This is a genomic window from Undibacterium parvum (genome assembly GCF_003955735.1).
Classification (GTDB): Bacteria; Pseudomonadota; Gammaproteobacteria; order Burkholderiales; family Burkholderiaceae_D; genus Undibacterium; species Undibacterium parvum.
Window position 1 is genome coordinate 239312 of sequence record NZ_CP034464.1, and the last position, 13617, is coordinate 252928.

The window sequence follows — 13617 nt, forward strand, 5'->3', positions numbered from 1 at the left end:
ATCAAGTCTTTTCAGCATCACTGAACGCCCTCATCCTGTATGCATCCCTTATAATCTCAGTCTGAACTAATTTGCACTCTTCTTTACACATCTACACTAAAGCCCATCATGACAGCCCACATCATCAGCGGAACCCAACTTTCCCAACAAATTCGTGCCGACGTGACGCAACGCGCCGCGGCACTGAGCGCACAGGGCAAACAACCAGGCCTGGCGGTGATCTTGGTCGGTGAAAATCCGGCCTCGCAAGTGTATGTACGCAACAAGGTTAAGGCTTGCGAAGACTGTGGTTTTTATTCAGTGTTAGAAAAATATGAGGCCGAGCTCAGCGAAGCGGCACTGCTGGCACATATAGACAGACTCAACCAGGACCCAAAAATCAATGGCATCCTGGTGCAATTGCCTTTACCTGCGCACATCGACGCCAATAAGGTTATCGAAGCGATCGCCGCCGACAAGGATGTGGACGGTTTTCATATCAGTAACGCCGGCCTCCTGATGACAGGTCAGCCGCTGTTTCGCCCTTGCACGCCCTATGGCGTGATGAAAATGCTGGAATCAATCAACTATCCGGTACGTGGTGCCAATGCAGTCGTGGTCGGCGCATCGAACATCGTTGGTAAGCCGCAGGCCATGTTGCTCTTGCAAGCGGGCGCTACCGTCACCATCTGCAATTCTAAGACGCGTGATCTGGGCTACCACACGCGTAACGCAGATATTCTCGTGGTCGCCACCGGCAAACGCAACATCGTCACCGCGGACATGGTAAAACCAGGCGCAGTGGTACTTGATGTAGGCATGAACCGCGACGATGAAGGAAAACTCTGTGGCGACGTTGACTTCGCCAACGTCAAGGAAGTCGCTGGCTATATCACACCAGTACCTGGCGGTGTGGGCCCGATGACAATTACCATGCTCTTGGTTAATACGATTGAAGCAGCTGAAAGAACCTAATATGACACTAGCAAATTCTCCCTCTCCACTACTCGACTTTAGTTATTTGCCGCGTTTTGACGCGATACGGCCAGAACACGTCACACCCGCCATTGAGCTGCTACTGGAACAAAATCGCGCAGTAGTGGCGCAACTGGAACAAAGTACAGAGCCGGTAAGCTGGGAGAATTTTGTTCAGCCATTAGAAGACGCGACCGAACACCTAGGACGCGTCTGGAGCATCATCGGACATCTCAATGCTGTGGTTGATACGCCTGAATTACGCGCCGTCTACAACGAGAATCAACCCGTCATCACCGAGTTCTGGACCGAGCTAGGCCAAAACCTGGCACTGTTCGATAAATACAAGGCATTGCGGGCCGCTGGCAATTTTGACCAGTTGTCGCCAGCCAGACAAACCATCATCAACAATGCGATACGCGATTTCCGTCTGAGCGGTGCCGAACTGGCCGATGATAAAAAACAACGCTATGCCGAGATTCAAGAAAAACATGCCGCCTTGTCGACCAAGTTTTCTGAAAACGTACTCGATGCCACCAACGCTTACGGTTTATTCGTAGAAGATGTGAGCGAGCTAGCAGGCTTACCGGAAGACGTCTTGCAGGCGGCAAAAAATGCGGCAGAAAAAGATGAAAAACCAGGTTATAAATTTACCCTGCATTTCCCCTCTTATTTCCCAGTTTTACAGTACGCCGAAAACCGCGCTTTGCGTGAAAGTATCTATCGAGCCAACGCTACCAAAGCCTCGGAACTAGGTGCCAAACCAGAGTGGGACAACACCAGCATCATCAACGAATTACTCGAGCTACGCAAAGAAGAAGCGGTGTTACTCGGCTATAAAAACTACGCTGAAGTGTCACTGGTGGCAAAGATGGCGGAAACACCAGCGCAAGTGAGTGAATTCTTACTTGATTTAGCTCAGCGTGGACGCTCTTTTGCAGAAAAAGATCTGGCCGAACTGCGCAGCTTTGCACGTGACAATCTGGGCATCGATGATTTGCAAGCCTGGGATACCACCTACGCCTCAGAAAAATTGCGCGAACAACGTTACGCCTTTTCTGAGCAGGAAGTGAAACTCTATTTCCCGGAACACAAAGTGGTAGATGGTTTGTTCCGCGTAATCCAGACTCTGTTTGCAGTTGATATTAAATTGGATAGCGCAGCTTGTTGGCACCCTGACGTGAAGTTTTACAGGCTGGAAAAAGACGGCCAGTTGATCGGCCAGTTCTATCTCGACCTGTATGCGCGCGATGGCAAACGCGGTGGCGCCTGGATGGATGATGCCCGCGGTCGTCGTCGCACTTCAAACGGCATACAAACACCGGTGGCATATCTGACCTGTAATTTCAGCGAACCGGTCAGCGTAGACGGCATCAAGAAGCCCGCCCTATTCACGCATGATGAAGTGATTACCCTATTCCACGAATTCGGCCACGGCCTGCACCACTTGCTGACCAAGGTGGAAGACTTGTCTGTCTCCGGGATCTCTGGTGTCGAGTGGGATGCGGTCGAACTGCCTTCACAATTTATGGAAAATTTCTGTTGGGAGTGGGATGTCTTGCAACATATGACGGCGCATGCCGATACCGGTGCAGCTTTACCGCGCGCCCTATTCGACAAAATGATCGCCGCGAAAAATTTTCAATCCGGCATGCAGACGTTACGCCAGGTAGAATTTTCTCTGTTTGATCTGCGCTTGCATAATGATGCCCATCCAGGTGGAGCACATTTAGTGCAAGACATACTCAATACCGTCAGAGAACAAGTGTCGGTATTTAATCCGCCTGAATTTAATCGCTTTCAACACTCTTTCGGCCACATCTTCGCCGGCGGCTATGCGGCGGGCTACTTCAGTTATAAGTGGGCCGAAGTCTTATCAGCCGACGCCTATGGCGCGTTTGAAGAAGCGGCTAAAATCGAAGGCAGCACCCTCTCACGCAGTGCTGGTAAAAAATTCCAGGACGAAGTATTAGAAGTGGGTGGTTCACGCCCGGCGATCGCTTCTTTCCGTGCATTTCGTGGTCGCGCCCCTAGCATAGATGCGCTGTTACGCCATAGCGGCATGAGCAATTGAAGGCGCGCTTACAAATTGACATACAGTTCAATCGATAAATCATGCACTATCATGCACTATTTGTTCCAAGGAGATTTTGACCATGAAACCACACACTTTATTCAACGCCAGTTGCCTGTTATTGAGCTGTCTGTTAGCGGGCAACGCCCACGCCGAACTTTACAAATGGGTAGGAGCGGATGGCAAAATTACTTACAGCGATGTACCGCCACCGGCCAATGCGAAACAAGTTGAGAGAAAAAACCTGAGCATAGATAATATTAGCGTTCCATTTCCAGCAGAATTGGCGGCAGCGGTTGCGCAAAACCCGGTCACGCTGTACACCTCAGAAACCTGCACACCCTGCAATGAGGGGCGCGCACTACTCAAACAACAAGGCATACCGTTTTCAGAAAAAACAGTTTCATCTAACGATGACATTGCCAAATTAAAGCAAGCCGGGGGCGACACACAATTGCCATTGCTGGTAATTAAAAACAGTAAATTTCGCGGATTTAATAGCTCAGAATGGCGCACCGCCTTGAGCAGTGCTGGCTACCCAGACACGAGTAAACTGCCTAAAGAATATCGCTATCCAGCGGCGGAATCGGCCGCACCAGCACCCACGCCGAAAACTAAGAACACTCCGGAGAAAGCGCCCCCAGAATCAAATCGCAAATCAGAATCCGACACTGGCATCCGCTTCTAAGCCACGCGTAAATCATGACTAGAATCGATTTTCACAGCAATGTAGCCGACAAAATTAGCTACACCTGCCGCCTCATCAGAAAAGCCCATGCCGCCAACTGTAAAGTGGTGGTATTTGACGACGATCAAGTGCGACTGAGCAAACTAGATGAGGCACTTTGGAACTTCTCAGAAAGCGATTTTTTGCCGCATGTGATGTCTGGCGACTCCCTGGCGCGCCAGACTGCGATCATATTAACTGCCGATGCTAGCGCAGACTTCCCGCATCATGAGTTACTCATCAATCTGACGCAAAGCATCCCACAAAATTTCGAACGCTTTGCGCGCCTGATAGAAATCATCTCCAGCGAGCAGCAAGACACTATTTCCGGGCGCGAGCGTTACCGCAACTATCAACAGCAAGGCATGACGCCAAGCGTCGCAAAATCAACATGAACAATCAAATCGATACCAGCATCCCCGTCCTCACCGAAGTCATTTACCCCAGTCTAGAGCCTCATTTTCAAATTGAGGATGCCAGCAGCCAGACATCTCGCAGCCAAGCAGCGATCAGTGAAGAACAATGGCAGACTTTAGAGCAAACCATACGTGAAAACGTCTTGCGCCAAGTCTTGGGACGGATTGATTTTGTGCTCGAGCACAGAGTCAGAGATAGCCTGGCCGATGTCTTACAAACCGCGGTCGAGAGCCTGGCACTGGAAATACGCTCAGGTCTACACAAAACCATGGAAGAAGTGATTACCCGCGCAGTGACGCAAGAAATTACCAAAGCAAAAATATCCAAATAAATCACATATTTAATTGTTTTTGCTAATAAGCCCATCCCTCGCCACCGCTTTGCACACCCACCTCAAATCCCTAGGGCAAGCTCTGCGCTTAGCCGCAGCGCATAGGCAGTTACACCAATGAAGATCCTAGTCTTGGGCGCGGGCATCATAGGCACATCCTCCGCATGGTTTTTAAATAAATCCGGCCACGATGTTTGTGTGATCGAGCGACAACCAGGCGTCGCACAAGAAACCAGTTTTGCCAATGGCGGGCAAATTGCGGTATCGCACGCCGAGCCCTGGGCTAATCCTCATGCGCCTTTTAAACTCTTAAAATACCTGGGGAAAGACGACGCGCCCTTACTATTTCGGCCTCGCGCTGAGCTACAGCAATGGTTATGGGGCTTGAGTTTTTTACGAGAATGTAGCCGCAAACGTAGCGACGAGAATATTCGCCAGATCCTGGCGCTGTCGGAATACAGCCGACTAACTTTAATCGCGCTGCGCAGCGAAACCCGACTCAGTTACGACAATTTAAGCAAAGGAATTTTGCATTTCTACACCGACCAACAAGAGTTCGATCGCTCTTTGCATGCCGCAAAATTAATGCGCGAATTGGGCTGCCCTCGCAATACGATAACTGCTGATGAGGTGGTAAAAAAAGAACCGGCTTTATCTGGCATCCGACACAAGATAGTCGGTGGCGATTACACGGAAACAGACGAGTCTGGCGATGCGCACAAATTCACCTGTGGACTAGCGCAACAAGCCAGCGCGGCAGGGGTGGATTTTCAATTCAATACCAGCGTCACGCGCCTACTAACAGCAGGCAGTGGCGCTAACGCAGAAATTACAGGGGTAGAAGTTATCGATGAACGCGGTCAGCACCAGGTCTTACGTGCGGATGCCTACGTGATCGCCATCGCCAGCTTTGCGCCACAATTACTGCGCCCGCTAGGCATAAAATTATTGATTTATCCTGGCAAAGGATATTCGGCGACCTACCCTATCATCGCGCCAGATCTGGCTCCCACGATCTCTCTCACGGATGATGGCTATAAACTAGTGTTATCGCGCCTGGGCCAGCGCCTGCGCGTGGCTGGGACTTGCGAGATCAATGGCTATTCACGCGAACTCAATAACGCACGCTGCGCAGCAATTACTCGCCGCACTCGTGAGCTATTCCCTGATGCTTGCGATTACGAGAATCCTAGCTATTGGGCGGGACTAAGGCCATTAACGCCATCCAATCGTCCGTATATCGGAAAAACCAAGTTTCAAAATCTCTACCTCAATGTCGGCCACGGCAGCCTAGGCTGGACTATGGGCGCAGGTTCGGGACGCGCGATCGCAGAAATTATAGGTGGACGCATGCCTACAGTTGCTTTTAATTTTAATGGATTAACACCTGTCAAAGGTGGCAACCAAATTCAAGTCGAATAGGGTGAGTAAATATAGCCGGATAGGCACCAAGGACATGCAAGGCAGAGGCATGTGCTACACAATCTATTCAAATTGAAAATTGCGTATAGGATTTTTAGTGATTGAGAAACTGGAGGCGGGGGTCGGGATCGAACCGGCGTAAACGGCTTTGCAGGCCGCTGCATAACCACTTTGCTACCCCGCCAGGGGTGCGTTTTTTATTAACATTGATAATAAAAAAGCGGTGCAACTAGAGAATAGAAGAAATTTAAATCTATTCTTAAAAACTGGAGCGGGAGAAGAGGCTCGAACTCTCGACCTCAACCTTGGCAAGGTTGCGCTCTACCAACTGAGCTACTCCCGCATGTATTACTTAAATTGCTAAAACTTTTCGAGCACTACAAAAACCATTACAACAAAAACTGGAGCGGGAGAAGAGGCTCGAACTCTCGACCTCAACCTTGGCAAGGTTGCGCTCTACCAACTGAGCTACTCCCGCATGTACAACTTAAACTGCCTAAACTTTTCGAGCACTACAAAAACCATTACAACAAAATCTGGAGCGGGAGAAGAGGCTCGAACTCTCGACCTCAACCTTGGCAAGGTTGCGCTCTACCAACTGAGCTACTCCCGCATGTATTACTTAAACTGCTAAAACTTTTCGAGCACTACAAAAACCATTACAACAAAATCTGGAGCGGGAGAAGAGGCTCGAACTCTCGACCTCAACCTTGGCAAGGTTGCGCTCTACCAACTGAGCTACTCCCGCATGAACAACAGCCCCACATTATATAGCACCCAGCTTTTCTGTCAAGACTTTTGCCTAGGTAGATACCGCCTACTGCTCTGCATTTGCTTTAATCAAAGGCCAGGCTTTGCGCAGATAATAAAACATAGACCATAAAGTCAGCGCCGCCGCTATCCACAACAAAAACTGCCCCCACAAGTGCGTGTTTATCACGCCGAACAAGACCTTATCATATAACAGCATAGGGATAGCAACCATCTGCGCAGTGGTTTTAATTTTACCGATAGAACTTACCGCCACCGATTTTGAAGCGCCTATTTGCGCCATCCATTCACGCAAGGCCGATATTGTGATTTCACGGCCAATAATAATAAAAGCAATGATCGCGATATATTCGACTTGACGGAACTCCATTAAAACCAGCAAGGCACCGGCCACCATTAATTTATCGGCGACAGGGTCAAGAAAGGCACCAAACGCGGAAGTCTGATTCCAGCGACGCGCCAAAAAGCCGTCAAACCAATCAGTGACCGCAGCGATGATAAAAACAGCGGTCGATGCGGCACCTGGATCGATGGAGCCTAACCAGGATTTGGGCAAGTAGAACACTCCCATCACCAAAGGAATCAAGGCAACCCGCAACCAAGTAAGCAAAATGGGAAAATTAAACGGCATTTTTTTGTCGCAGAAATTGTATCGTGATATTAAATCCTGGCGTACTCTTCAAACCAGATCATTCAAGCAAGAGAACAAGCGAGGCAGCTAAAAACTAGGTTTTATTAAAATTGATGCTATCAACTAAGTGTAGCAATTTTACTGATGTATCGCGACTATCGAAAGCGATCTCTGCAGATATTATCGCAAGCGCTTATATATTTCTTCTGCAAGCACACGCGAGATGCCTTCCACCGCGATTAAGTCCTCGATACTAGCATCCGCCACACCTTTTAAACCACCAAAGCGAACCAATAAGCGCTGCCTGCGCTTAGGGCCCACGCCCTCGATCTCTTCGAGCTGAGAAGTCTGCCTGGCCTTGGCCCGCTTGGCACGCATACCAGTAATCGCGAAGCGATGGGCCTCATCCCTGATTTGCGCAATCAACATTAAGGCTGCGGACTCTTTGCCCAACTCTTTAGCAGCGCGGCCATCAACAAACACCAAGGTCTCCAAACCAACTCTGCGCCCCTCCCCTTTACATACACCGACAATTAAACTGACGTCGAGACCGAGTTCCTCAAACACCTGACGCGCTACCTCAACCTGTCCTTTACCACCATCGATTAAAACTACATCTGGCATCACGGGTATCGACGCCATGTCGGCATCCCCGCCCGCATCAAGCGGTCTTGTCACGCTCATTTTTTCATATCGTCTATGGATGACCTGGCGCATCGCCGCATAGTCATCGCCAGGCGTAATATCCTTAATATTGAATCGTCGATACTCGGAATTTTGCATGGCATGATGATGAAACACCACACAGGAGGCTTGAGTCGCCTCACCCTGGGTGTGACTAATATCAAAACACTCTATGCGCAGTTGATCAATGTCGTCGACTTCCAATTCCAAAGCGAGGCATAAAGAACGCGTTCTCGATTGTTGCGAGCCTTGCTCAGACAACATCCGTGCCAATGACAGTTGAGCCCCCTTAACGGCCATCTCCAACCAAGCACGGCGCTGCTCCTGCGGCTGAAACGAACAATGAATTTTATGTCCGCATTGCGCCATCAAAGCGAGCATCAAATCCGGTGCATCGAATTCTATATTCAAGATCAATTGGGAAGGGATGAACTGATCCGCATAATGTTGCGCTAAAAAAGCAGTTAATACCGCCACGTCGATAGACTCATCGCTCATTGCCTCTACCTCAGCCACCTGACTAGGAAAATAAGCCCGATCCCCCAAATGTCGACCACCGCGAACCATAGCAAGATTCACGCAAGCGCGCCCCCCCTCGACGATCACGGCAATCACATCAATATCACTATCGCCGGTGGTTTCCATGCTTTGCTGATGCAATATTTTGGAGAGTGCCGACATTTGATTGCGTACTAAAGCTGCTTGTTCGAACTTAAGTTGCTCCGCAAAACCGAGCATTTTGGATTCTAAATTCTGCATTACTTCTGACTGCCGCCCGCGCAAAAATTTGGCAGCGTTGTCGACATCGACCAGATAGTCTTCATGCGTAATAAAATCGACACAGGGCGCGCTGCATCTTTGAATTTGATGGAGTAAACAAGGGCGAGTACGATTCGCAAACACACTATCTTCACAACTACGCAAAAGGAAAATTTTCTGCAAAAGCTGCATGGATTCTTTGACCGCCCAGGCTGAAGGAAAAGGGCCAAAGTATTGATGTTTCTTATCGATTGCCCCACGATAATACGTCATTCGTGGCGATTGCTCGTTGGTGATTTTTAGGTAGGGATAGGACTTATCATCACGGAATAGAATATTGTAGCGAGGTCGTAAAGTTTTGATTAAAGTATTCTCTAAAATCAGGGCTTCTGCTTCGCTACGCGTGACCGTGGTCTCCAAGCGCGAAATTTTACCAACCATCATCGCGATACGGGGACTGCTCAAAGTTTTTTGAAAGTAGCTGGAAACACGTTTTTTTAAATCCCGCGCTTTACCCACGTATAAGACATGATCCTGCGCGTCGAAATATCGATAAACACCGGGTAAGTTGGGTAATTTTGCGACCGTCTCGAGCAACTGTAACCGCGCCTCGTCGTTTTGTGTATCAGCGTTTAAATCAACTCTAGCGTCAGACATATCAATCCGAATTCAAACGATCAATAACAACGAATGCCAGCGCATACTCGACCTCATCCGACAAGGACAATTGCGCACTCAGCTTGCGTTCGCCCATCCAATCGCCTAGTTGACTGCTAAGTTTGGCACTCGGACGACCGTCAGCCTCATTCAAAACTTGAACCGCCTGCCAACTCATAGGCGCACGCATCCCCAATCCTAAAGCTTTAGAAAAAGCCTCTTTTGCTGCAAAGCGGCTGGCCAAAAATCTCAGCCCGAGAACGCTAGACTTTGCCTTACGTGCACGATAAATAAGAATTTCATCGGAGCCGAGTATCTTCTCAGCAAATCGTTCACCACTACGCAACAAGGCGGCATCTATGCGGGAAATCTGAACGATATCAGTACCAACGCCAAAGATCATTTGGCACTTAACCTTGCCTGCACCATGATAGCCTTCATGTCGCTAACAGCCTTACTCCAGCCGACAAAAAGTGCGTGCGCAACAATCGCATGGCCAATATTTAACTCGGATATTGCGGGAATAGCCGCGATTGCCTGTACATTCGTATAATGCAGACCATGTCCGGCATTCACTTTTAAACCTCTTTTGACTGCTTCAAGTACACCTGAATGTACTCGCTCCAACTCTTTCGCTTGCGCCATTGGGTCAAGTGCATCGGCATATCGGCCGGTATGAATTTCGACAACCGTCGCACCAACTTCTTTGGATGCCTGCATCTGCTGTTCGTCGGCATCAATGAACAGACTCACGCGTATCCCCTCTGCCTGCAACTGCCTGACCGCAGATTCCACTCTCGAAAAATACTTAACAACATCAAGCCCGCCTTCAGTAGTCACCTCATCGCGACGCTCGGGAACCAGGCAAACATCTTGTGGCTTAATACTGCAAGCGAAATCTATCATTTCAGCGGTCACTGCCGCCTCTAGATTCATCCTAGTCAGTATTAGAGGACGAAGGCGTCTCACATCCTCATCTTTAATATGACGGCGGTCCTCACGCATGTGCAAAGTAATGCAATCAGCGCCAGCCTCCTCGGCGATGCGCGCTGCTTGCAAAGGATCGGGGTAAGCCGTCCCACGCGCATTGCGCAAAGTGGCGACATGATCAATATTGATGCCGAGATCAATTAATTGTGTTTGGTTGTGAATATTCATAGCCTCTGCAAATCTATCAGAATTTGTCTAGTATTTAAGGGGATACCATGTAAATGATGCGTGAGTAAAAATCGCATCAATATTTTGCTTTGCAACTGAGTAGTCGTATCAGAGTAATTCTCATTGCACATATCGAGCAGCGTTTTTCCGAGTACCCGAGGGATATTATCGCTTGCCCTAGCCGGACGCGCACCGTTTTCTGGCTCAAGTACATAATACTGATCTGCAATCAGTCTACTCTTCGACAAAGTACAAACGGATAGATCGCCGATTAAGCCAGATTCTGTCAACAAAGCCAACTCAAACTTCCTCAGCACTATTTGCGCTGGCTCGTTGTGCGCAAGTTGACTTAATGTCGATACATAATGATTAAATAATAGGGCGTGCGGTGCGTCTTTTAGGAGGAACTTCAACAACAATTCATTCAGATAAAATCCGCACAAGAGTCCGGATTTTTCTAATGGGAGCATGCCCCCTACCCACTCGGCAGAGATCAAAGTACGTATTTCAGACTTTCCACTCCAACCTAGATTCAAGGGCTGAAAGCTCTGTAAAACATTACGTAACTGTGAGTGTGGGCGCTTAGCGCCTTTCGCGACCAAAGCAACGCGGCCGTAGTCGCGACTAAACACGTCGAGAATAAGACTAGTCTCTTTATACGGATAAGAATGGAGCACAAAGCCAGGCTGATGCAAACAACGAATATCTTTTTGCAGAATTCGTTTCTCACGCGGCTTTGCGGTATTAATAGGCCGAGATGGCGGGATGATAGGCGACTTGGCACCTTGCGCCTCACCTTCAGCCAAAACCTCAAAATCGGGACGTATTAGCGCCTCCATCATGAGTCGTTTTATTCGTAGCCGTACGCACGCAAACCAGCTTCGTTATCCGCCCAGCCGGATTTAACCTTAATCCAAATTTCAAGATACACGGGACCGCCAAACAATTTTTCCATGTCTTGACGAGACTGTGTCGAGATGTCTTTGAGGCGAGCGCCTTTATTCCCGATCACCATTGATTTATGCCCATCGCGCTCGACCAAGATCGCAATAAAAATACGTCGCAAGTTACCTTCTTGCTCAAATTTCTCTAGCAACACTGTGCTGGTATAAGGCAATTCATCACCGACAAAACGAAATAGCTTCTCACGTACGATCTCCGTTGCGAGAAATTTTTCGCTACGATCAGTAATATCGTCTTCGCCGAAAACTGGAGCATTCAGAGGCAAATATTTTTTTGTCTCGCCTTCCAGATTTTCCAATTGAAATCCCAAGGTAGCAGAAACTGGCACCACCGCAGCAAAAGGAAACAAGGCCATAATTTTTTGCGCAAAGGGCATCATCACCGCCTTATCTTTAACGCGATCGGACTTATTAATCACCAAAATACAAGGTACATTTTTGGGCAACAAATCGATTACCTGTTGATCAGCCGCGCCAAAAGTTCCCGCTTCAATAATAAACAAAATGACATCAGAAGCTGTCAATGTATTCGTCACTGTACGATTTAAGGTGCGATTTAAAGGATTCGAGTGTCTGGTTTGAAATCCTGGTGTATCCACGTAAATATACTGAGCATTGTCTTTGGTCTGTATGCCTGTGATGCGATGCCGAGTAGTCTGCGCCTTGCGTGAGGTAATACTCACCTTTGCACCAATTAGCGCATTCATCAGCGTGGATTTACCAACATTAGGACGACCAACAATGGCAATGTAACCACATCGGAATTCAGAATTATCAAAGGTATCAGTCATACTGTTTTCGGATCTAAGTTATGTTGTGTTGCGACGTCAGGATTATTTATGCCATTAAAAACACCCTGAGCCGGTTTTGAATCGAGTGCTTCGCTGTCGTTGTCTATGCGACTATCCGCCTGTATGGTAGCAATCCCCGCCAGTTTCAACTGAGAAGTTCTTGGCTTACTTTTTTTTCTAGCGGCAGGGGTCTTTGAAAGTATCGACAGTGCGGTCTCCAGCGCTAGTTTGGCAGCTGCCTGCTCGCCCGCACGGCGACTACCGCCAGCGCCAAACACTTGGATTTCCAATTTGGGAACCAGACATTCGATCTCAAATTCTTGATTATGCGCTGCGCCATGAGTAGCGACAACGTTGTACTGAGGCAGAGCGATTTTTTTACTTTGTAAAAACTCTTGCAATAGAGTCTTAGCGTCCTTGCCTAAAGTATTCGGATCTATCGTCACCAAAACTGAAGAATACAAGGCCTTAATTACTTCCTTCGCCGCATCAAAACCAGCATCGAGGTAGATAGCGCCAAATAAAGCCTCCAGAGTATCGGCTAAGATTGATGGACGCCGAAAACCACCGGATTTCAACTCGCCCTCGCCCAAACGCAAAAATTGTGACAATTCTATTCTTTGCGCCACTTCGTACAAGGACTGTTGTTTGACCAAATTAGCACGAACCCGAGAGAGATCCCCCTCATCAATACTTGCAAAACTATCAAATAACAAAGAAGCGATTACGCAATTTAAAATTGAGTCGCCAAGAAACTCCAAGCGTTCATTATGTAAAACGCTATGACTGCGATGCGTCAAGGCCTGCTGCAACAAAGCGGAATTCGCAAATTGATGCCCTAGCCTTTTTTGCAATAATTGCTCATTCATACATGCCTACTTATTCCTTCATCTTAGCGGCAGTGCCACTTTTAGCAGTAGTACCTTCGTACTCCATCAACAGACTTGCGGGGCCAAACAAGGGTATTTTTTTTGAATAAGCGAAACTAACTTCCATATCCTCACCGTTTTTTACTATCGTCAAATCTTTCCCTTTGACAGCATCAAAGTAACCAACTTCAGCTTGCTTATCAAATGCTGTTTGAATGTCCCTTACCGTTTTACCGGCCTGTTTAGAAGAGACTATCGCCTTCTTAATGGAAGAATATTCGATGACAGTAGGAGCAACCTTTGTCGCCAGCATGGCAGCAAAAACTAAAACACCTAAGGTCAATATCAGACCGACCAATGAAATTCCTTGCTGTTGCTTTAAAGAGTAATTTCCAAGATTTTTCATATAT

The 13617-nt window shown here is 48.1% G+C and carries 14 protein-coding genes and 5 tRNA genes; 6 read left to right on the forward strand and 13 right to left on the reverse strand.

The features are described 5' to 3' along the window. Window positions 1-108 precede the first annotated feature (108 nt). The 6 genes from folD to EJN92_RS01075 all read left to right on the forward strand — a co-directional run bounded on the left by folD (window position 109) and on the right by EJN92_RS01075 (window position 5925). Entirely contained in the window at window positions 109-954 is an 846-nt protein-coding gene (folD, locus tag EJN92_RS01050) for a bifunctional methylenetetrahydrofolate dehydrogenase/methenyltetrahydrofolate cyclohydrolase FolD (protein ID WP_126126141.1), read from the forward strand. 1 nt (window position 955) lies between these two features. Further along, window positions 956-3028: a M3 family metallopeptidase gene (locus EJN92_RS01055; protein ID WP_126126142.1), complete on the forward strand. Its 2073-nt coding sequence runs from the start codon at window positions 956-958 to the stop codon at window positions 3026-3028. An 82-nt stretch (window positions 3029-3110) separates the two neighbouring features. After that, entirely contained in the window at window positions 3111-3716 is a 606-nt protein-coding gene (locus tag EJN92_RS01060; protein ID WP_126126143.1) for a glutaredoxin family protein, read from the forward strand. Between the two features lie 14 nt (window positions 3717-3730). After that, entirely contained in the window at window positions 3731-4150 is a 420-nt protein-coding gene (locus tag EJN92_RS01065) for a DNA polymerase III subunit chi (RefSeq protein ID WP_126126144.1), read from the forward strand. Beyond that, window positions 4147-4503 carry a hypothetical protein gene (locus EJN92_RS01070; RefSeq protein ID WP_126126145.1) on the forward strand — a complete coding sequence of 119 codons (357 nt, stop codon included), beginning with the start codon at window positions 4147-4149 and terminating at the stop codon, window positions 4501-4503. The genes EJN92_RS01065 and EJN92_RS01070 overlap by 4 nt, the downstream gene beginning before the upstream one ends. Window positions 4504-4620: 117 nt before the next feature. Then, window positions 4621-5925, forward strand: coding sequence for a D-amino acid dehydrogenase (locus EJN92_RS01075; protein ID WP_126126146.1), 1305 nt, complete (start codon window positions 4621-4623; stop codon window positions 5923-5925). Window positions 5926-6035: 110 nt separating this feature from the next. Here EJN92_RS01075 and EJN92_RS01080 read toward each other — a convergent pair. The 13 genes from EJN92_RS01080 to EJN92_RS01140 all read right to left on the reverse strand — a co-directional run bounded on the left by EJN92_RS01080 (window position 6036) and on the right by EJN92_RS01140 (window position 13613). Further along, window positions 6036-6109, reverse strand: a tRNA-Cys gene (locus EJN92_RS01080). Between the two features lie 83 nt (window positions 6110-6192). Further along, a tRNA-Gly gene (locus EJN92_RS01085) sits at window positions 6193-6268 on the reverse strand. A gap of 59 nt (window positions 6269-6327) precedes the next feature. Continuing rightward, window positions 6328-6403: transfer RNA gene (locus EJN92_RS01090), tRNA-Gly, on the reverse strand. Between the two features lie 59 nt (window positions 6404-6462). Next, window positions 6463-6538, reverse strand: a tRNA-Gly gene (locus EJN92_RS01095). Between the two features lie 59 nt (window positions 6539-6597). Then, window positions 6598-6673: transfer RNA gene (locus EJN92_RS01100), tRNA-Gly, on the reverse strand. A gap of 69 nt (window positions 6674-6742) precedes the next feature. Next, window positions 6743-7327, reverse strand: a complete 585-nt coding sequence (pgsA, locus tag EJN92_RS01105; RefSeq protein ID WP_126126147.1) for a CDP-diacylglycerol--glycerol-3-phosphate 3-phosphatidyltransferase — start codon at window positions 7325-7327, stop codon at window positions 6743-6745. Window positions 7328-7507: 180 nt separating this feature from the next. Continuing rightward, entirely contained in the window at window positions 7508-9427 is a 1920-nt protein-coding gene (gene uvrC / locus EJN92_RS01110) for an excinuclease ABC subunit UvrC (protein ID WP_126126148.1), read from the reverse strand. A gap of 1 nt (window position 9428) precedes the next feature. After that, a complete protein-coding gene (gene acpS, locus EJN92_RS01115) occupies window positions 9429-9830 on the reverse strand; it encodes a holo-ACP synthase (RefSeq protein ID WP_126126149.1) in 402 nt (133 codons plus the stop codon). Further along, on the reverse strand, window positions 9827-10585 hold the full coding sequence (pdxJ, locus tag EJN92_RS01120; protein WP_126126150.1) for a pyridoxine 5'-phosphate synthase: 759 nt from the start codon (window positions 10583-10585) through the stop codon (window positions 9827-9829). The genes acpS and pdxJ overlap by 4 nt, the downstream gene beginning before the upstream one ends. After that, the gene (recO, locus tag EJN92_RS01125) at window positions 10582-11424 is read right to left on the reverse strand and encodes a DNA repair protein RecO (protein WP_126129694.1); all 843 of its coding nucleotides are present in this window, start codon (window positions 11422-11424) and stop codon (window positions 10582-10584) included. Before recO ends, pdxJ begins: the two co-directional genes overlap by 4 nt. Before the next feature lie 11 nt (window positions 11425-11435). Then, window positions 11436-12338 (reverse strand): GTPase Era, encoded by a 903-nt coding sequence (gene era / locus EJN92_RS01130; protein ID WP_126126151.1) that lies wholly within the window; start codon window positions 12336-12338, stop codon window positions 11436-11438. Next, a complete protein-coding gene (gene rnc, locus EJN92_RS01135; RefSeq protein ID WP_126126152.1) occupies window positions 12335-13207 on the reverse strand; it encodes a ribonuclease III in 873 nt (290 codons plus the stop codon). Before rnc ends, era begins: the two co-directional genes overlap by 4 nt. 10 nt (window positions 13208-13217) lie before the next feature. Further along, window positions 13218-13613, reverse strand: coding sequence for a DUF4845 domain-containing protein (locus tag EJN92_RS01140; RefSeq protein ID WP_126126153.1), 396 nt, complete (start codon window positions 13611-13613; stop codon window positions 13218-13220). Window positions 13614-13617 lie beyond the last annotated feature (4 nt).

Coding starts and splice junctions, on each gene's coding strand:
- recO (WP_126129694.1), bottom strand. CDS start 11,424: ATGGAGGCGCTAATACGTCCCGATTTTGAGGTTTTGGCTGAAGGTGAG.
- EJN92_RS01065 (WP_126126144.1), top strand. CDS start 3,731: ATGACTAGAATCGATTTTCACAGCAATGTAGCCGACAAAATTAGCTAC.
- era (WP_126126151.1), bottom strand. CDS start 12,338: ATGACTGATACCTTTGATAATTCTGAATTCCGATGTGGTTACATTGCC.
- acpS (WP_126126149.1), bottom strand. CDS start 9,830: ATGATCTTTGGCGTTGGTACTGATATCGTTCAGATTTCCCGCATAGAT.
- EJN92_RS01075 (WP_126126146.1), top strand. CDS start 4,621: ATGAAGATCCTAGTCTTGGGCGCGGGCATCATAGGCACATCCTCCGCA.
- pgsA (WP_126126147.1), bottom strand. CDS start 7,327: ATGCCGTTTAATTTTCCCATTTTGCTTACTTGGTTGCGGGTTGCCTTG.
- uvrC (WP_126126148.1), bottom strand. CDS start 9,427: ATGTCTGACGCTAGAGTTGATTTAAACGCTGATACACAAAACGACGAG.
- EJN92_RS01055 (WP_126126142.1), top strand. CDS start 956: ATGACACTAGCAAATTCTCCCTCTCCACTACTCGACTTTAGTTATTTG.
- EJN92_RS01060 (WP_126126143.1), top strand. CDS start 3,111: ATGAAACCACACACTTTATTCAACGCCAGTTGCCTGTTATTGAGCTGT.
- folD (WP_126126141.1), top strand. CDS start 109: ATGACAGCCCACATCATCAGCGGAACCCAACTTTCCCAACAAATTCGT.
- rnc (WP_126126152.1), bottom strand. CDS start 13,207: ATGAATGAGCAATTATTGCAAAAAAGGCTAGGGCATCAATTTGCGAAT.
- pdxJ (WP_126126150.1), bottom strand. CDS start 10,585: ATGAATATTCACAACCAAACACAATTAATTGATCTCGGCATCAATATT.
- EJN92_RS01070 (WP_126126145.1), top strand. CDS start 4,147: ATGAACAATCAAATCGATACCAGCATCCCCGTCCTCACCGAAGTCATT.
- EJN92_RS01140 (WP_126126153.1), bottom strand. CDS start 13,613: ATGAAAAATCTTGGAAATTACTCTTTAAAGCAACAGCAAGGAATTTCA.